The sequence below is a fragment of the Acidovorax sp. SUPP2539 genome (assembly GCF_030158975.1).
GTDB lineage: Bacteria > Pseudomonadota > Gammaproteobacteria > Burkholderiales > Burkholderiaceae_C > Paracidovorax.
Genome location: NZ_BQXJ01000005.1, coordinates 96551 through 114331, shown reverse-complemented (window position 1 = coordinate 114331; position 17781 = coordinate 96551). Strand labels below are relative to the sequence as shown.

The 17781-nt window shown below is 67.8% G+C and carries 12 protein-coding genes; 6 read left to right on the top strand and 6 right to left on the bottom strand.

Annotated features, from left to right (window positions below; all coding sequences use genetic code 11):
• Nucleotides 1-6: 6 nt before the first annotated feature.
• The gene (locus AVTE2539_RS18245) at nt 7-2574 is read right to left on the bottom strand and encodes a PD-(D/E)XK nuclease family protein (protein ID WP_284412736.1); all 2568 of its coding nucleotides are present in this window, start codon (nt 2572-2574) and stop codon (nt 7-9) included.
• Between the two features lie 109 nt (nt 2575-2683).
• On the opposite strand from AVTE2539_RS18245, the gene trxA reads away from it, so the two are divergent.
• A complete protein-coding gene (trxA, locus tag AVTE2539_RS18240; protein ID WP_272568977.1) occupies nt 2684-3016 on the top strand; it encodes a thioredoxin TrxA in 333 nt (110 codons plus the stop codon).
• A 264-nt stretch (nt 3017-3280) separates the two neighbouring features.
• Nucleotides 3281-4543 carry a transcription termination factor Rho gene (gene rho / locus AVTE2539_RS18235; RefSeq protein ID WP_272547856.1) on the top strand — a complete coding sequence of 421 codons (1263 nt, stop codon included), beginning with the start codon at nt 3281-3283 and terminating at the stop codon, nt 4541-4543.
• A 107-nt stretch (nt 4544-4650) separates the two neighbouring features.
• Here the strand turns inward: rho and AVTE2539_RS18230 are convergent, their stop codons facing one another.
• On the bottom strand, nt 4651-6060 hold the full coding sequence (locus tag AVTE2539_RS18230; RefSeq protein ID WP_502868939.1) for a CoA transferase: 1410 nt from the start codon (nt 6058-6060) through the stop codon (nt 4651-4653).
• 100 nt (nt 6061-6160) lie between these two features.
• Between AVTE2539_RS18230 and AVTE2539_RS18225 the strand changes: the two genes are divergently transcribed.
• Nucleotides 6161-7375 (top strand): citrate synthase family protein, encoded by a 1215-nt coding sequence (locus tag AVTE2539_RS18225; protein ID WP_284412733.1) that lies wholly within the window; start codon nt 6161-6163, stop codon nt 7373-7375.
• On the opposite strand, the gene AVTE2539_RS18220 is transcribed toward AVTE2539_RS18225, so the two are convergent.
• Both AVTE2539_RS18220 and sbcD read right to left on the bottom strand, forming a co-directional pair.
• On the bottom strand, nt 7339-10800 hold the full coding sequence (locus AVTE2539_RS18220; protein WP_284412731.1) for an AAA family ATPase: 3462 nt from the start codon (nt 10798-10800) through the stop codon (nt 7339-7341). The genes AVTE2539_RS18225 and AVTE2539_RS18220 overlap by 37 nt on opposite strands.
• The gene (sbcD, locus tag AVTE2539_RS18215) at nt 10797-12017 is read right to left on the bottom strand and encodes an exonuclease subunit SbcD (RefSeq protein ID WP_284412729.1); all 1221 of its coding nucleotides are present in this window, start codon (nt 12015-12017) and stop codon (nt 10797-10799) included. The genes AVTE2539_RS18220 and sbcD overlap by 4 nt, the downstream gene beginning before the upstream one ends.
• 142 nt (nt 12018-12159) lie before the next feature.
• Here sbcD and AVTE2539_RS18210 point away from each other — a divergent pair, with 142 nt between their 5' ends.
• The 3 genes from AVTE2539_RS18210 (at nt 12160) to AVTE2539_RS18200 (ending at nt 15670) form a co-directional block, all read left to right on the top strand.
• Nucleotides 12160-12420: a type B 50S ribosomal protein L31 gene (locus AVTE2539_RS18210; protein ID WP_272568968.1), complete on the top strand. Its 261-nt coding sequence runs from the start codon at nt 12160-12162 to the stop codon at nt 12418-12420.
• 176 nt (nt 12421-12596) lie between these two features.
• Complete coding sequence (locus AVTE2539_RS18205) at nt 12597-14312, top strand: hypothetical protein (protein ID WP_284412727.1); 1716 nt, start codon at nt 12597-12599, stop codon at nt 14310-14312.
• Nucleotides 14312-15670 carry an MATE family efflux transporter gene (locus AVTE2539_RS18200; protein ID WP_284412725.1) on the top strand — a complete coding sequence of 453 codons (1359 nt, stop codon included), beginning with the start codon at nt 14312-14314 and terminating at the stop codon, nt 15668-15670. Before AVTE2539_RS18205 ends, AVTE2539_RS18200 begins: the two co-directional genes overlap by 1 nt.
• On the opposite strand, the gene phoR is transcribed toward AVTE2539_RS18200, so the two are convergent.
• Nucleotides 15633-17006 (bottom strand): phosphate regulon sensor histidine kinase PhoR, encoded by a 1374-nt coding sequence (gene phoR, locus AVTE2539_RS18195; protein WP_284400984.1) that lies wholly within the window; start codon nt 17004-17006, stop codon nt 15633-15635. The two genes, AVTE2539_RS18200 and phoR, sit on opposite strands and share 38 nt — an antisense overlap.
• Nucleotides 17007-17059: 53 nt before the next feature.
• A complete protein-coding gene (gene phoB / locus AVTE2539_RS18190) occupies nt 17060-17767 on the bottom strand; it encodes a phosphate regulon transcriptional regulator PhoB (RefSeq protein WP_272568962.1) in 708 nt (235 codons plus the stop codon).
• Nucleotides 17768-17781: the final 14 nt, after the last annotated feature.

The window sequence follows — 17781 nt, the reverse complement described above, 5'->3', positions numbered from 1 at the left end:
CGTTCTTCATGCCCAGAAATCCTTGCGGCACAGGCCGCGCGCGGCGCAGTAGTCGCACACGGCCCCCTCGCCCAGCGCCGGCATGGCGGCACCGGCAGCGATGCGTTCGAAGTCGTGCAGGATGCCCTCCACCAGCTGGTCGCGCAGGGCCACGATGTCGGGCTGCTCGAAGGTCCGCGTGTCGCCGCGCTCGCCCACGTTCACGTAGGCCGCGCGCAGGTGGTCGTCCTGCAGCAGCGCGGCATAGAACGCCAGCTGTGTGTCCTCGGTGCCGGCGGCCAGGCGCTTGCGGGTGACGGCTTCGTTCTCGGTCTTGTAGTCGATCACCAGCACGGTCGGTGCTTCGCCCGGCACGCCGGAGCGGACGGCATCGATGCGGTCGAGCAGGCCCACCAGTTGGAGCGGACCGAGCGACTGCGTCGAGCGCACCTCGGCCTGCCGGAAGGCGGCTCCCTGCCCTTCGTGGTCCTGCAGCCAGCGAAGGTAGCCGTCGCGCAGGGCCGGCCAGCCGGAGGCGAACGGCAGGAACTCGCCCGACGCCAGCCGTTGCGCCCGGGTGACGGCCTCGGCCGCGGCATCCATGAGCGCGCGGCGCGCCGACAAGGCTTCGTTGGGCGCCGCCTGCAGAGCCTCGTGGAAGTGCTGGAGCACGGCATGCAGCCAGTTGCCGAAATCCCGCTTGCCCACTTCGGCGCCCAGCTCGTCGGATTCCTGCAGGCCCAACTGGCGCAGCGCGAAGAAGCGGTAGGGGCAGTGGCGCAGATCGGAATAGGCGGTGGAGGACAACTGCAGCACGGGCAGGGCCTCGCCCGTCGGCATCGGCCGGGGCACGGGTGCGAGCGGCACTTCGCGCGCACTTCGCGGATCGGTGCCGGCGCGGGCCTGGCCGTCCAACTGCAGGGCCAGCACCAGCGGACTGGCCAGCAACGGCTCTCCCCCGTCATCGCCGCTGCGCCACAGCACATCCACGTGGGCGGTGCACAAGGCATTGCGCCAGGCCGCGCGCTGGGCGGCCTCCAGCGCCTCGCGGGTGGGCAGGCCCAGGCACTCGCGCTGCACCCGGATCCAGGCGCCGGGGGGCTCTGGAGCGGGCGGCAGGCGCTTTTCGTCGCAGCCGGGCACCACCAGCGTGGCGAACCGGCGCGCCAGGATCTGCGGCAGCGGCACGACGAACACCGAAGCGCTGCCGTCGTGGCCGGGCCGGTAGCGTGCGGCTTCCAGCACCTCGTTCACCCAGCGGGTGAACTCGGCCAGCGCCATGGGCCGCCCTGCGCTCGCCAGCCCCTCCAGATCGGAGGGCCACCCGTCCTGCAGCCGCAGCTCTGCCAGCACGCGCTCCCCCGCGGCGTCGGCCTGCAGCGCCTCCCATTGCCCCGTTGCCTGCAGCAACTCGCGCAGTGCGTCCAGCCATGCCGCCACCGGCCTCGCGGCCTGCCAGGGCGTGCGCCAGGCTTGTACCTGGGCGATGAGCGCTTGCACTGCAGCCGCTGCAGGCGGCATGGCATCGCTGCGTTCCTCGATGGCCGTCCAGTGGCCGGTGCCGGCCCTGCGCAGCCATTTCTCGGCCGCGCCCACCGCCTGCGGGCTGGCGGCCGGCACGTGCTTGAGCCAGTCCAGTACCGCGTCGGCGGAGGCGTTCCAGGCACAGGCCCGCAGCGCCACCATGGCATGGGACGCCGCGCGCGTGGTGGACAAGGTCCAGCCGTTCTCGTCGTGCACGGCCACCCCGCGGCCCTGCAGCAGCGCGCTGATGCGGCGCGTCAACGCCCGGTCGATCGCGGCCAGGGCCAGCGGCGCGTGGCCCTGCGCCAGGCGGTGCAGCACGCACGCCGCCGCGCGTTGGGCTTCCTCCTCGGCATCGGTGGCCTCGTGCAGGAACACCTCGCCGAGCGCGGGCAGCGCCGTTTCAGGCGGCTCACCAAGCGGCAGGGACAGTGCGCGGTCGCCCCACCGCGTGCAGAGCGTCTTGGCCAGCGGATCGGCCTGGAAGCCGCCAAGCACCACCAGCGCATCCACGGCCGATTGCGTGCCCGGCTCGAACAGCACGTCCGTTGCGTGGCGAGACGCCAGCACCCATTCGAGAGCGATGCGCGCCACCGCCGCCTCGTAGCGCAGTGCCGCGCCGTCACCTGCGGGGGGCATCGATTCGCGCGCGCCCACCGCCCACGCGTCGCGCTCGGACGGCGGCACGGCGCAGACGACGCTGGCCAATTGCGCCGCCGCCTCCAGCAGCGGCGCGGCCAGCACGTCGCGCTGCTCGGTCAGGCCGACCCGGTCGAGCAACGCGCGCGCAGTGAGGGTGTCGCGCCCCATGTCGTGCGAGAGGTCATCGCCTTCCGGCACGAAAGGGGCGATGCGGGAGGCCCAGTTCCGGGTGGTCTCGAAACGCGGCGCGAAGCCGTCGGGCACGCGGCGCGCCCATTCGCGCTGCGCCTCGGCCATGAGCTGGGCGTACGGCACCAGCACCACGGTGGCCGCAGGGTGTGCGCCGGTGCGCCGGATGTGGGCCTGCACCCGGTCCAGCACCGGGCCCCAAACGCTGCCGGGCGCATCGTTTTTCGCTATGACTGTCATAGCGGTGGAGGCCGCGGCCACACCGTGGGGCGGGAAATATCTTTCTGTCACAATCCCCTGACTTTATCCGGACCCGCCCACCTCAACTTGCTCCACAAAGGAATGTGCCATGGCAAGCGAACTCATCAAACACCTTTCCGACGCCAGTTTTGAAACCGATGTGCTGCAACCGGGCACCACGGTGCTGGTGGATTACTGGGCCGAATGGTGCGGCCCCTGCAAAATGATCGCGCCCATCCTGGACGAAGTCGCAAACACCTACAAAGACAAGCTGACCGTCGCCAAGATGAATGTGGACGAGAACCGCGAAGTGCCTGCCAAGTTCGGCATCCGCGGCATCCCGACCCTCATGCTGTTCAAGGACGGCCAGTTGGCCGCCACCAAGGTCGGCGCGATGAGCAAGACGCAGCTCACCGCGTTCATCGACCAGCAACTGGCCTGATTGGTGACGGTCGGGGCTGGCGTGGGCGGCGGCCTCGTCCGCAGCGCGCCATCCCGCGTGCCCGCATTGTTCGATGGCAGCAATCTTGCTGCACGTGCCTTGGCAAACCGGTTTTTTTTCCTGTCATAATCGCCGCAGATCATCGCGTCCGCATGCACTAGCGGCCGGTTCCAGATCCCCAGGCCATCCGAGGTCCGCAAACAGCGGCAGCCCGGCTCCCGGCCTCCCCCCTGATTCAAATCCGCTCCGTTCAGGAGTCACCCCATGCATTTAAACGAACTCAAGGCACTGCACGTGTCCGAAGTGCTCAAGCAGGCCGAAGAGCTGGAGATCGAGAACACCGGGCGCATGCGCAAGCAGGAGCTGATGTTCGCGATCATCAAAAAGCGCGCGAAGGCCGGTGAGCAGGTCTTCGCCGACGGTGTGCTGGAAATCCTGCCGGATGGCTTCGGCTTCCTGCGCAGCCCCGACACGAGCTACACCGCCAGCACCGACGACATTTACATCTCGCCCAGCCAGGTCCGGCGCTTCAATCTGCACACCGGCGACATGATCGAAGGCGAAGTGCGCACCCCCAAGGACGGGGAACGCTACTTTGCGCTGACCAAGCTCGATGCGGTCAACGGCGGCCCTCCGGAGCAGAACAAGCACAAGGTCATGTTCGAGAACCTGACGCCGCTGTTCCCCAAGGAGCAAATGAAGCTCGAGCGGGATATGAAGGGCGAAGAGAACATCACCGGCCGCATCATCGACATCATCGCCCCCATCGGCCGCGGCCAGCGCGCACTGATCGTCGCACCGCCCAAGAGCGGCAAGACGATGATGATGCAGCACATCGCGCACGCCATCACCGCCAACAACCCCGACGTTCACCTCATGGTCCTGCTCGTTGACGAGCGGCCAGAAGAAGTGACCGAAATGCAGCGCACCGTGAAGGGCGAAATCATCGCCTCCACCTTCGACGAGCCTGCCGCACGCCACGTGCACGTGGCCGAGATGGTGATCGAGCGGGCCAAGCGCCTGGTCGAATTGAAGAAGGACGTGGTGATCCTGCTGGACTCCATCACGCGCCTGGCCCGTGCCTACAACAACGTCGTGCCCTCCTCCGGCAAGGTGCTGTCGGGCGGCGTGGATGCCGCTGCGCTGCAGCGCCCCAAGCGCTTCTTCGGCGCGGCGCGCAAGGTGGAAGAAGGCGGTTCGCTGACCATCATCGCCACGGCGCTGGTCGATACCGGCAGCCGCATGGACGAAGTGATCTTCGAAGAATTCAAGGGCACGGGCAACAGCGAAATCCACCTGAACCGCCGCCTGTACGAAAAGCGCGTGTTCCCAGCCATCGAGCTCAACAAGAGCGGCACCCGCCGCGAAGAGTTGCTGCTGCCGCCCGAGATCCTGCAAAAGACCCGCATCCTGCGCCAGTTCATGTACAACATGGACGAGATCGAGTCGATGGAACTCATGATCAAGAACATGAAGGCGACGAAGACCAATGTGGACTTCTTCGACATGATGCGCCGCGGCGGCTGATTTTTGCCGTTCGCATGGGGTGGCTTGCGCCGCTCCCGTGTACATCCAAAAGCCCTGCAGGCCATCCGGTCTGCGGGGCTTTTTGCTGAAGGCCGCAACCTCCCCGCTCAAGTACCGGACCACGCGGCGGCGGACGATCCCAGCGCAGGTGCAGGCAGCTCCCAGCGCATCGGCATGCCTTCGATGGACAGCGGCGCCAGCAAGCGCCTGGCCGGCCCCCAGGCGGTGGCTTCGATCTCCGGAGACTGGTCATGCAAGGCCTCGGGCAACAGCGGCTCCTGGTCCAGCGACGACGGCGCCTGTGCCAGCCAGTGGGCGGTTCGCGCCAGCGATGCTCGCACCTCGCAGCCCCGGCCGGTCTGCCGGCGATGCGCCAGCGCCTTCAGGGCCGCGGCCGCCATCAGGTAGCCGGTAGCATGGTCGATGGCCTGCACGGGCAGTGGCACCGGCACCTGCCGCCCGGTCCGGCGCATGCCTGCCTCGGCAATGCCGGTGCTCATCTGAATGAGGCTGTCGAAGCCCCGGCGTCCGCGCCACGGACCGCTCCACCCATAGGCGTCGAGCGAGACGTCGATCAATCCGGGATGGACCGCGCGCCGCCATGAAACGCCCAGCCCCAGCCGCTCCAGGGCCTCTGGCCGCAACCCGTGTACCAATACGTCGGCCTGGCGCAGCAAATGCTCGAACACCGCGCAGTCGGCGGCTTGCCGAAGGTCCAGGCGCGCGCAGCGCTTGCCCAGAACCACCTCGGGCACGGTGCCGGGCTCTTCCCAGCCCGGCGGGTCGATGCGCAGGACCTCGGCGCCAAAGCCGGCGAGGAAACGCGTCGCCACCGGCCCCGCCAGGATGCGGGTGAGGTCCAGCACACGCACGCCATGCAGCGGGCGCTGCACCGTTCCCACCCAGGCGCGCTCAGGCCCCTCCGCGCCAAAGGCCATGTGGAGCAAAGGCTCCGTCTGGACGGCGCGCCCCTGCGGATGGGACGACCATTCGTCCAGGCTTCGCATGGCCGCGGCACAACCGCCCTGCTCCACGATGGAGGACTCCAGATCGCTCGCACGCCAGCCAGCGACCGCCTGGGCCGCCGACTCCCGGTCCGTCACCCCGCCGAGCACCGCCAGCGCCGCGGCCCGGTGGTGCGGCGCATTGGTGTGCAAGCGGATCCATCCATCCGCAGCTTGGTAGTCGCCTGCGACGGTATCCCACAGCGGTGCCAGGGCCCAGCCGATCGGACGCAACGATCCACCGAACCAGAAGGACGCCAGCCGCCGATCCACCCGAACCTGCGGCACCAGTGCGCGGGAAGGTGCCGCGACCTCCGCCAATGCGAGACCGGCCACCGCCATCGAGGCACTGGCCAGGTCGGTCACGGGAAAGACCGATGGCAATTGCCCAGCGCCCGTGAAAGACAGCACATCCATCGGATCCGTTGTGCCGCCCAAGCCCTTCCACAGCGTGCGCGCGAAATGGGTGAATGACGCAGAAGGGGGCAAAGGAGCGGAGGAATGGGTGGACATGGCAGGCCTCAAAAACGATGCATCAGCCTAGATCAACCCATTAAATTGTCAATATTGATTTATATTTTCAACATCAACCTATTTCTACCCGGGAGCCGTGATGCCCGTCTATCTGTCCGCCCCTGATGCTGCCGCCCGCCTTGGTGTTTCCCGACAGACGCTCTACGCCTATGTGAGCCGGGGCCTGCTGCCAGCCCACGCGGGAGACAGCACCCGGGAGAGCCGATACCTGCAGCAGGACGTGGAACGGCTTGCCGGCCAGCGCACGCGGGGCCGCAAGCCGAAGGAGGTGGTCAAGGCGGCGCTGGACTGGGGCTTGCCGGTGCTGGAGTCCTCCATCACATTGATTGAGGATGGGCAGCTTTACTACCGTGGAGAAAACGCAATCTCACTGGCAGCCGCCTGCACCGTGGAAGATCTCGCAGCCCGGCTGTGGCGCTGGCCCACCGCATCCGCTTTCGGCTCCGACACGCCTGCTTGGCCCCGGGCCATGGCGGCATTGCAGCCCTGTCTGGCCGGGCTGCGGCCCGAAGAAACGCTGCTGCCGCTCTTTACCGCGGGCAGCGAAGACGCCAGCACCGCTGTGTGGCAGACGTCGCCAGAGCGGCTGGCGCAAGGATGCGGTGCGCTGGTGCGGCTGCTGGCCGCGTGCCTGCTGGGCACGGCACCCCTAACGGCCCCCATCCATCGACAATGCGCCGCGGCATGGGGGCTGGACCACCACGGGGCGGACCTCGTGCGCCAGGCGCTCGTGCTTTGCGCCGACCACGAACTCAACGCTTCCAGCTTCACCGCCCGGTGTGTGGCCTCCACCGGCGCGAGCCTGCGGGCCGCGGTGATCGGCGGTCTGGCCGCGCTCACGGGTGGCAAACACGGCGGCACCACCGCACGCGTGGAAGCCCTCTGGGACGAGTTGGACAACGCCGCGCCGGAGCAACGCCTGCGCCAGCGCCTGGCACGGGGAGAGGACCTGCCAGGCTTCGGCCACCACCTTTATCCGCAAGGGGATGTGCGCGCCGAATGCCTGCTGCGCCCCCTGCTGCCGCACAACGAACGCTTGCAGCGCTGGATCGCGGAGGCCCAGGCCTTGACGGGCCAACGGCCTTCGATCGATTTTGCGCTGGTCGCCCTTCGGCGCCATCTGGCGCTTCCGGAAGGAGCGGCCTTCGGCCTGTTCGCCCTGGGGCGGTCCATCGGCTGGGTGGCCCATGCGTTGGAGCAGCGCGACAGCGGACAGCTCATCCGGCCGCGCGCTGCGTACAACGGACCGCGGCCCGCTCAGCCCACGGAGAATCGCCGCTCCAACGCGCTGTAGCCCAGGCCCACGCCCTTGTGCACGCGAATCTGCACGGGGATGCGTTCCTTGAGGGCCTCCACGTGGCTGATGATGCCGATGGTCTTTCCGCTGGCGTTGAGGGTGTCGAGCGCATCCAGGGCGGTCTCCAGTGTTTCGCCATCCAGCGTGCCGAATCCCTCGTCGAGAAAGAGCGAGTCGATGCTGGCCTTGTGGCTCACCAGGTCGGAAAGCGCCAGCGCCAACGCCAGGCTCACCAGAAAGCTCTCGCCGCCTGACAGGGTGCGGGTGTCGCGCGCCGCATCGGCCTGCCAGGTGTCGATCACCTCCAGTTCCAGTTCGCCGGCCGAGCGGCGGCCCAGCCGGTAGCGCCCGTGCAGCCGCCCCAGTTGGCGATTCGCCAGATGCACCAGGTGGTCCAAGGTGAGGCCCTGCGCGAACTTCCGGTATTTAGCGCCGTCTGCGGAGCCGATCAGGCCATTGAGGTGCTGCCACAGATCGTGGTCGGCCTCCTGGGCCTGGATCTGTGCCAACAGCGCCTGCAGGCCATCGCGGCGCTGCGCGTCGTCTTGCAGCCGGCTCGCGATGGCGCCCTGCTGCTGCTGCGCCAAGGTGAGCTCGGCCTCCCACTGCGCCATCACCGCGGCCAGATCCTCTGCACTCCGTTCGGTGAGCGGCTGGGATTGCAACTCCGCCAAGGCCGCATCTGCGGCGGCCTGCAGGGCGTTCGCCTCGGCCAGCGCCTGCTGCCGCTGCGCCAGCCGTGCGCGCAGCGCTTCGCGCTCCGGCTCGCCCATGCCTGCCGCGTGAAAAGCGGTTTCATCGGCGAAGGGGCTGAGCGACAGCGCCTGCACCCAATCCTGCTCGGCCCGGACCTGGGCCGCCTGCACCTCGGCATGCCGGCGCTGCAAGGACTCCAGCATGCCTTGCAGCGTGGCCAGTTCGTTCTCTGCCGCACGCCAGAGCGCCTCGGCTTGTTCGACCGCCTGTACCAAGTCTTCGGACCCGGATTCGGGATCTTCCCGCAGCAGGGCATCGACTTCGGCCCGCGTGCCAGGCGCTCCCACGGCCGCCCAACGCTGGGCGGCATCCCCCGCCATGTCGGCCACCTGTTTCAATGCCGATTCACTGGACGTCAATGCCTGAAGGCGCGCCTGCGCCGATTGCCACGCGCGATGTTCTTGCGCACGCTGCTGCAGCCAGTCCGCCCCATCGCTGGGCAGCGTGTAGCCCAACGTTCGCAATTGGTCCGCCAGCGCCGCTTCGGCCTCGGCGTGCTGGCTCTGCTGCTGTTGGAGGTGCCGCGCCAACTCATCCGCCCGCTCTCGGGCAGCCTGCAGATCCTTGTCCGACAGGGCCCGCTGCTGCAGGGCCGCGCGCTCGGCCTGTTCGGCCTGTTGCAATGCGGACAGCGTCTCATCGAGCCGCGTTCGTGCCTGGGCGATCTCCACCCATTGCTGTTGTGCGGCTTCCAGCGCTGCCGCGTGCCGGGCCTGGGCGTCGGCGATGACCTGGGCGTCCACGACATCCACCGGCCAGTCGCTGGCCGCGCAGCACGCCTGCCACTGCGCCAGCCACTGTGCCAAGGCCTGCTCTCCCTCGGCGATCTGCTGCGCCACCTGATCGCTCTGCGCCTGCAGCGCGGCCAGGCGGGAGCGCCGCGCCTGCCCTTGCTCGGTCACCTCGTCGCGCTGCGCGCACAGCATCTCCAGTGCGGATTGGGTCGCGGAAACGTCCAGCGCCTCGTAGGCTTCGATAGCGGGATGGGTGGTCGATCCGCACAGCGGACAGGCCTCGCCCGGCTGCAAATGGCTGCGATGCGCCTCCAGGGCCTGAATGCGTTGCTCTTGCGCCAGGAGCTTTTCCTGGTCCTGCACTTGCCGGTGCAGGCTGGCATAGCGATCGCGCAGCGACTGCACGGCCTGCGCCTCGTCCGCCTCCTGCCGCTGCCGCTCCGTCTGGGCCGCCAGCCATTGCGCTTGCCGCGATCGGGCTTGCTGCCATGCGCTCAGGCTCTGGCCCAGGCGCTCCCAGGCATGGCTGCGCTCCAGCAGTTGCAACGGGGCATCGCGCCATGCGGATTCTTCACGCCCCAACGTCAGGCGCTCATGGGCCTGGCGCACTGCCACGGCCGCCTGTTGCGCCTGGTTCAAGGCCGCAGCGGCATGTTGGCAGGCCTGCTCATACCCGGCGCGTTGTGCCTCCAGCGCCTGACACTCACTGTCTTGTTTTTCCTGGCGCGCCCGGGTTTCGGCCATCGCCTGCAACCGGTGCGCACGGGCGCCGAATTGCTCGCGCCATCCGCTCAACCATTCCCCCAATTGGGCGTGCTGGGGCACCGCTGCAAGTTCTTGGGACAGCGTCTCGCGGGCCTGCACGACATCCTGCCATTCGTTTTCGCGCAACCGGGCCAGGCGCTGGCTTTCGCGTTGCACCTGGCGAAGCGCTCGGGCGCAGCGATCCACCGCCTGACCATGCCGCGCCTGCGCGTCATCCCGTTGCCGAACCACGGCCAACGCATCGTGCCGCGCGGCCTGCCATGCGGCATGGACCGGCTGCAGCCGCGCAGCGGGCTCGCTGGCGGCAAGGCGCAGGCGTTCTTCGGCACCGGCATCCCATTCGGCCTGGGCTTGCTCCCGATGCCGCACCGCCTCGTCACGCCGCATCTGGGCGCGGTCCTTGTCCGCCAGCCACTGGCGCTCGCGGGCGGCGGCCTCTCGCTGCGCCTGCAGTGCCCGCGCATGCAAGGCAAGGCGGCCAGCTTCGTCCACCAGCGTGGCGCGCGTGGCCTCGTCCAGCAACTCCACGCCGCCGGCACGGGCCCGCAGTTGCTCCAGCACCGCGCGCGCGTCCCGCGCACTCTCGAACACCCGCTGCGAAATCTGCCCGTAGATATCGGTCCCCGTCAACTCCTCCAGCAACTCCGCACGCTTGCCAGCGCTGGCTTCGAGGAAGGCCGCAAAGCCGCCCTGCGCGAGCAGCATGGACCGGGTGAAACGCTCGAAATTGAGCCCGGTGAGCACTTCCGTCTGGCGCAGCTTGTCCTGCACCCTGGTGGTCAAGATTTCGCCTTCGCGTTCGCCGCGGACCTGGGCCACCAATTCCACCTGCACTTGCTGCAAGGCCCCGTCGGGCTTGCCGTGTGCCCTGCGCTGGCTCCAGAACGACCGGTAGCGGGCGCCGCGAACTTCAAACTCCACTTCCGCCAGGCATTCCGCGGTGTGCCGGGTCATGACTTCGTTGCCCCCTTGGGACACGCCAGCGATCCGCGGCGTCTGGTGGTACAGCGCCAGGCAGATCGCATCGAGGATGGTGGTCTTGCCCGCCCCGGTGGGGCCCGTGATGGCGAACAGGCCGTTGCCCGCAAAGGGTGCCGCGGTGAAGTCGATGCGCCATTCGCCTTTGAGCGAATTCAGGTTCTTCAGGCGCAGGCTCAAGATTCTCATGGCGCAGGCCTTTCCTGCAGGTCGGCCAGGACGGTCCGATACAGCGCCGAAAGCCGCTCCTCCAGTGCCGGTTCGAGCGATTGGGCCGCCAGCCGGCGGGCAAAGACTTCTGCGGGGCCCAGTTCATCGAGGGTTTCTCCCGCAGCGGCATCCAGCATGGTAGGAAGCACATTGCGGGCCCTGCGCACACGCAGGATCTGGATCGGCAGGCCTTCCGCCATCTGGGCCACGCGCACCTGCAGATCGGCAAGGTAGTCGTCATGGGCCACTTCCACCTCAACCCACACCGGCAATGAATCGCTTGCGCGGCTGGCGGCTTCGGCAAATGCCGCCGGCAGTTCCCCCAGGCGGCCGCGCACACTGGCCAGCGGCTGAAAGCAGGGGACCGGCAGCGGCGTCACGGACTTCAGGCCCGCCAAGTCGAAATCGACCAGCAGCACCTCCTTGCGCTGGCGTGCCTCGTCGAAGCTCAGCGGTATCGGCGATCCGCTATAGCGCACATGCTCCAGCCCTCCGACCTTTTGCGGCTGGTGGATGTGGCCCAGGGCGATGTAGTCGGCCGGTGGAAATGCGTTGGTGGGAAAGGCTTCCAGCGTGCCCACATAGATTTCGCGCACCGATTCGCTGGCGCTGGCGCCAACGGTGGTGAGGTGCCCCGTCGCCACGATGGGCAAGCCGCCCAGTGCGGCGCTGCGCTCGACGGCCAGGGCATGCAAGGCCTCGTAATGGGCACGGATGGATGCCTGCAACGCCAATTGCTTATCGGCCGCGCTTTGCCCGGGCTGGCTCAGCAGCAGGTCCCGCGGGCGCAAGAACGGCACGGCGCACAGCACGGCTCCCGGCACGCCAGCCCGGGTATGAAGCACCAGCACCTGGTCCTCGGGCCGCTCCGCCATGCCCGGCACCACCCGGGTATTGAGATGCGCGAGCAAGCTGCGGCTTTCGCCGAGCACGGAAACGGAGTCATGGTTGCCGCCCAGCACGACGAATTGCGCCCCGGCGTCGCGCAACGCCAGCACGCAGCGGTTGTACAGTTCGCGCGCATAGCTCGGAGGGGCGCCGGTATCGAAGACGTCGCCTGCCACGATCACGGCGTCCACCGCTTGCGCGCGAACCTGCTGCGCCAGCCAGTCGATGAAAGCCAGGTGTTCGGCTTGTCGTGTCTGGCCCATGAAGTGTTGGCCCAGATGCCAGTCGGAGGTATGCAGGAGGCGCAATTCGTGGCTTTTGGAGAAGTTCTGGAGTGGCAATGGTCTCACTTTGGCGGGCCTATGCAATAATCGAAGGCTAATTTCCGCGGAAAGTGCGACGCAATGGGTGCGGCGTGGCTACCGCAGCAGCCCCTGAAAGGACCATGCCATGAAAGAAGGCATTCACCCCAATTACCGCGAAGTGTTGTTCGTGGACCTGTCCAACGGTTTCAAGTTCGTGACCCGCTCCTGCGTGAACACGAAGGAAATGGGCAAGACCGATGACGGACGCGAACTGCCTCTGTTCAAGCTGGACACCTCCAGCGAATCGCATCCCTTCTACACCGGTACGCAAAAGTCCGTGGACAACATGGGCGGCCGCGTGGAGAAGTTCCGCAACCGCTTCGGCAAGACGACCGCAGCGAAGTAATCGGCGGACAACGATGTGTGCAGGCCCTGGCCTGCGGTGCCGCAAGGCAGCCGGCCTGCTACCGCAAGCCGACAACACCGTTTGAAGAAAGGCAGCCCGGCTCGACCGCGCTGCCTTTTTCTTTGTCTTTTTGCCCGTATTCTCGGGCGTCCTTTTCCGCCACCAGAACGAGCCGAGTGATCCACCCCACCCCTGCCATCGTCACCCAAGGCGCAGTCCGCCCGCTGCCGCGCTGGGCGCTCTTGCTGCTGTGCCTGGCGTATGTGGTGCCCGGGTTCGTTATGCGAGACCCCTGGAAGAACGCCGACGTCACCGCGTTCGGCTACATGCTCGAGCTGGCGCACGGCACAACGGCGTGGCTGTCACCTTCGCTGGCCGGAATGCCCCCCGAAACGGAAGGCCTGCTGCCGTACTGGCTGGGGGCGCTGGCCCTGCAGATCGCTCCCTCCTGGCTCTCACAGGAAATGGCGGCGCGGCTGCCTTTCATTGCCCTGCTGGCGGCCACCCTCGTGGCCACCTGGTACGGCGTTTACTACCTGGCAAAAAGTCCGGGGGCCCAGCCGGTGGCTTTTGCATTCGGCGGCGAGGCCCTGCCCGCCGACTACGCCCGCGCCATGGCCGACGGCGGTTTGCTGGCCCTGCTGGCCTGCCTGGGACTGGCGCAACTGTCGCACGAGATCACCAGCTATCTCACCCAACTGGCCTGCACCGCCCTGCTGTTCTTTGCAGCATCGGCCCTGCCCTATCGCACCGCAATGCCCACGGCGGCCGCCGCGCTCGGGCTGATCGGACTGGTGTTGAGCGGGGCGCCCACCATGGCCGCCCTGCTCGGCGCGGGCAGCGCCTTGCTGGTGCTGCGCACAGCCGACCACGAACCGCGTTCGAGCCGCACCTGGGCGCTGGCCTTGCTGGGCCTGACGGTGGTGGCCGCCTTGCTGGCCTGGAAGCTGAACCTATGGCGTTGGCGCATCGTGGGCAGCGCAGAGGGCGCGAAGGATTGGCAAAGCCTGCTGCGCCTGCTGACCTGGTTCGCGTGGCCAGCCTGGCCGTTGGCGTTGTGGACCCTGTGGCGCTGGCGCCACCAGATCACCAGCCGCGCCATGCACCGCCATCTGTTGCTGCCGTTGTGGTTCACCGTGGTCACGCTGGGCGCCACCATCACCACCCAGCCCGCCGACCGCGCCTTGCTGCTGGGGCTGCCGGCCCTCGCGGCGTTGGCGGCGTTCGCGCTGCCCACACTGCGCCGCGCCATCGCGTCGCTGATCGACTGGTTCACTTTGCTTTTCTTCAGTGCCTCCGCCATCACGATCTGGGTGATCTGGCTGTCGCTGCAGACGGGCGTGCCGTCCAAACCGGCGGCCAACGTGGCCCGTTTGGCTCCCGCGTTCGTGCCGCACTTTTCGGCGATTGCTTTCACCCTCGCGCTGATCGCCACCGCTGCATGGTGCGCTCTCGTGTGGTGGCGTGCATCGCGCGACCGGGCCGTGATCTGGAAGAGCCTGGTGCTGCCTGCCAGCGGTGCCACGCTGGGCTGGCTGCTGCTCATGACGCTGTGGCTGCCGCTACTCGACTATGGACGCAGCTACCGCCCGCAGATCAACAACCTGATGGCCGTGCTGGGTCCGCAGCCGGGCTGCATCATCACCCATGGCCTGAGCCGCGCCCAGGTGGCGGCGCTCCAGTACCACGGAGGCCTTTCGCTGCGGCCGACCGACGGCCGCCGGCTGCCGGCCACGTCCGATTGCCAGTGGCTGGTGGCTGACAGCGAAGCCCAGCCACCCGGCGGCGATATCGCCTCGCCGCCAGAGTGGTCGCGAGTGACGCAGCTCCCCCGGCCCACCGACAAGAACGACCAACTGTTGGTGCTGCGGCGCGCGGCCACGCTGCGGTAATGTCCGAACGCGCCACCATCGCGCGGCATGCCGGCACCGTGCTGGCCGGGCAGCTGGCGGTCATGGCGTTCGGCGTCACGGACACCATCGTGGCCGGCCGGCATTCCGCCGCCGCCCTGGCGGCCCTGTCGATCGGGTCGGCGATCTACGTCAGCATCTATGTGGCGCTCATGGGCGCGCTGCAGGCCCTCCTGCCGGTCTGGGCCGAGCAGCGCGGAGCGGGAGAACGGGAAGGCATCGGCCGAACGGTGAGGCAGGCGCTGTACCTGTGCGCCATGGCCTGCGCGATGGGCATCGTGGTGCTGGTGTCGCCCGGCGCCATCCTGCGGTGGACCCAGGTGCCCGAAGCGCTGCGCGCCGTGGTGGGCAGCTACCTGGGCGTGCTGGCGCTGGCACTCCCCCCGGCCCTTCTGTTCCGGATCTACAGCACGCTCAACCAGGCGCTGGGACGCCCCCAGCTGGTCACCTGGCTGCAGGTAGGCTCGCTGCTGGTCAAGATTCCCTTGTCGATCTGGTTCACCTTCGGCGGTGCCGGGCTTGCAGCGCAGGGCGCAGTGGGCTGCGCTTGGGCCACCCTGGTGGTCAACTACGCGTTGCTCGTTGTGGCGGCTTGGCTGCTGAACACCCAGCCGCTGTACATGCCGCTCGACCTGTGGCGGCGGCTGGAAAAACCGGACTGGGCTCAGATCGGCCGCTTCGCCCAATTGGGCGTCCCGGCGGGGCTGGCCATTCTGGTGGAGGTGACGTCATTCACGCTGATGGCGCTCTTCATCGCCCGGCAAGGCAACATCGCGGCGGCGGCGCACCAGATCGCCTCCAACCTCACCGCCGTGCTGTACATGGTGCCGTTGTCGTTGTCCATTGCCACCAGCGCACGGGTGAGCTTCTGGCGCGGGTCGGGCGACGAATCCCGCGCCCGTGCGGCAGCCTGGATGGGTTTTCGCCTCTCTGCCGGGATAAGTATTGCCTTGGCAGCTATGCTTTTCATAGCAAAAGGGCATATCGCACCGTTCTACACGTCTTCGGTCCAAGTCGCCTGGCTCACAGCCTCGCTGCTGGTCTGGGTATCGATCTATCACGTCGCCGATGCGCTGCAAACGGTCTGCGTTTTCATCCTGCGCTGCTACCGCATCACGCTCGCGCCGCTGGTCGTCTATTGCGTGCTGCTGTGGGGCGGCGGACTGACCGGAGGTTACCTGCTGGCCTACGAAGGTGCCCTGGGATGGGAGGCCCTTCGATCACCGTCGGCATTCTGGGGGGCCAGTGCCGCGGCCCTCATCACGACCGCCATGGTGTTCGTCACGATGCTGGCCAGGGCGCTCAGGCCTGGGCAACCGCTCCCGCCTCCAGCACAGTGACCGGGCGACGGCTCTGCACCCGGCCCGCAGGAAAGGTGACGGAAAAAACCGAGCCCTTTCCCACCGTGCTCGAAATGTCGAGCGATGCCGAATGGCGCTGCAGGACATGCTTGACGATGGCCAGCCCCAGGCCCGTGCCTCCGGTCTCGCGCGAGCGACTGCGGTCCACGCGGTAAAAGCGCTCCGTCAAACGGGGTAGATGCACCGCCTCGATCCCCGGGCCCGTGTCGCGCACCGTAAAGCGTGCGCTGCCATCCTCCAGAGGCAGCCATTCGACGGTGATGGAGCCGCCGGCAGGGGTGTACCGGACCGCGTTGCCGATGAGGTTGGACAAAGCGCTTTGCAACTCGGCCGGCACCCCACCCAGTTGGCCTGCCGCGCGCATGGTTTCCAGCGAAGGGAACTGGATCGTGTGCGGCCGGGGCTGGTTCTGGGTGAGCAAGGCGGACAGGCCACGGGCCTCGTCCTCACAGCGACGCAGCAGCACCTCCACCGGTGTCCATTCGGTGATGCCGGGCAACGGGCTCCCTTCCAGCCGCGACAAGGTCAGCAGGTCCTGCACCACGCTTTGCATGCGTGCCGCCTGCTGCGACATCATGCCCAGGTAGCGCGAACGCTCTTCGGTGGAGAGCGGCAGCGTTTGCAGCGTCTCGACAAAGCCGGTCAAGACGGTAAGAGGCGTGCGGATTTCATGCGACACGTTGGCGACGAAATCCCGGCGCATGGCCTCTGCCTGCTCAAGCGCCGTCACGTCGCGCGACAGCAGCAGTTTGCGCCCGTCGCCATAGGGGTGGAGATGCACCGAAATGCGCACCGGCCGGGAGGCCGTGCTGTCGCGGCCTTGCAGCACGACATCGTGTGAAAAATCCTGGCTGGAATAGTAGGCGCTGAAGTCCGGATCGCGCACCAGGTTGCCGATGGATTGCATGACGTCGCGCTGCGCGTCGAACCCGAACTGGCTGGCGGCGATGTGATTGCACCATTCGATGCGCCCGTCCCCGTCCAGCAGCACCACGCCGTTGGGCGTGGCCTGGAGCGCCGCCAGAATCTCCTGCAGCCGTGCGTCGCTTGCGGCCACCTCCGCCTGGCTTTGGCGCAGCAGTCGCCGCGCGCGGTCGGCCGCCTCGCCCCACAGGCCGCGCAGGCTGGGCGCCCTGGCCAGGTCACCTTCCCGCAGCCATGCCACGACGCGCGCGCCGCGCAGCAGGTCCCAGATGAACCACACCCAGGCCGCCAATGCCGCCGCCAGCATCGCACCCCACGGTCCGCCCTGCCACCATCCCACAGCCAGACCCGCCAACTGAAAGGAGAAAAAGAAGAAAAAGCGCCAGGCCATGTCGTGCAGTACGGGTCAGAAAGCGCGGCGCATCCGGCGCCGCAAAGCGAACGTCAAGCCCGCATTAATGCCGGCGGCTGCGCAGTGAGTCGATAGCCCGCGCCACGCACCGTTTCCACCATGGCGCCGGCCACGCCCAGGGCCTCCCGCAGGCGCTTGACATGCACATCGACGGTACGCTCTTCGATGAAGACGTGGTCGCCCCACACTTTGTCCAGCAACTGCGCGCGGCTGTGCACGCGCTCGGGGTGCTTCATCAGGTAGTGCAGCAGCTTGAACTCGGTCGGGCCGATCTTGAGTTGCTGCCCCTGGAAGGTCACGCGGTAGGTGGCGGCGTCCAGCGTCAATTCACCGATGGTCACGCTGTCGCTGACCTGTTCGGGCGCACGGCGGCGCAGCACGGCGCGGATGCGCGCCAGCAGCTCCTGGGTGGAAAACGGCTTGGTGATGTAGTCGTCGGCACCGGCATCCAGGCCGGCGACCTTGTCCGGCTCATCGCCGCGCGCAGTCAGCATGAGGATGGGGATGGGCTTGGTGCGCGCATCGGCGCGCCACTTGCGGGCGAGCGTGAGGCCGCTTTGGCCGGGAAGCATCCAGTCCAGCAGGATCACGTCGGGCAGCACCGCATCCAGCTCGCGCTGGGCGGATTCGCCGTCTTCCGACCAAATGGGCTGAAAGCCGTTGTGCCGCAGGTTGACCGCAATCAGTTCGGCGATCGCGGGTTCGTCTTCGACGATGAGTACACGGGGAAGTCTCTTCATGGCTATGCACCGCC

Excerpts from the sequence above, each read along its gene's own strand:
- AVTE2539_RS18220 (WP_284412731.1), bottom strand. The coding sequence starts at position 10,800 with ATGAGAATCTTGAGCCTGCGCCTGAAGAACCTGAATTCGCTCAAAGGC.
- trxA (WP_272568977.1), top strand. The coding sequence starts at position 2,684 with ATGGCAAGCGAACTCATCAAACACCTTTCCGACGCCAGTTTTGAAACC.
- rho (WP_272547856.1), top strand. The coding sequence starts at position 3,281 with ATGCATTTAAACGAACTCAAGGCACTGCACGTGTCCGAAGTGCTCAAG.
- phoB (WP_272568962.1), bottom strand. The coding sequence starts at position 17,767 with ATGAAGAGACTTCCCCGTGTACTCATCGTCGAAGACGAACCCGCGATC.
- AVTE2539_RS18210 (WP_272568968.1), top strand. The coding sequence starts at position 12,160 with ATGAAAGAAGGCATTCACCCCAATTACCGCGAAGTGTTGTTCGTGGAC.
- AVTE2539_RS18230 (WP_502868939.1), bottom strand. The coding sequence starts at position 6,060 with ATGTCCACCCATTCCTCCGCTCCTTTGCCCCCTTCTGCGTCATTCACC.
- AVTE2539_RS18225 (WP_284412733.1), top strand. The coding sequence starts at position 6,161 with ATGCCCGTCTATCTGTCCGCCCCTGATGCTGCCGCCCGCCTTGGTGTT.
- phoR (WP_284400984.1), bottom strand. The coding sequence starts at position 17,006 with ATGGCCTGGCGCTTTTTCTTCTTTTTCTCCTTTCAGTTGGCGGGTCTG.
- AVTE2539_RS18245 (WP_284412736.1), bottom strand. The coding sequence starts at position 2,574 with ATGACAGTCATAGCGAAAAACGATGCGCCCGGCAGCGTTTGGGGCCCG.
- AVTE2539_RS18200 (WP_284412725.1), top strand. The coding sequence starts at position 14,312 with ATGTCCGAACGCGCCACCATCGCGCGGCATGCCGGCACCGTGCTGGCC.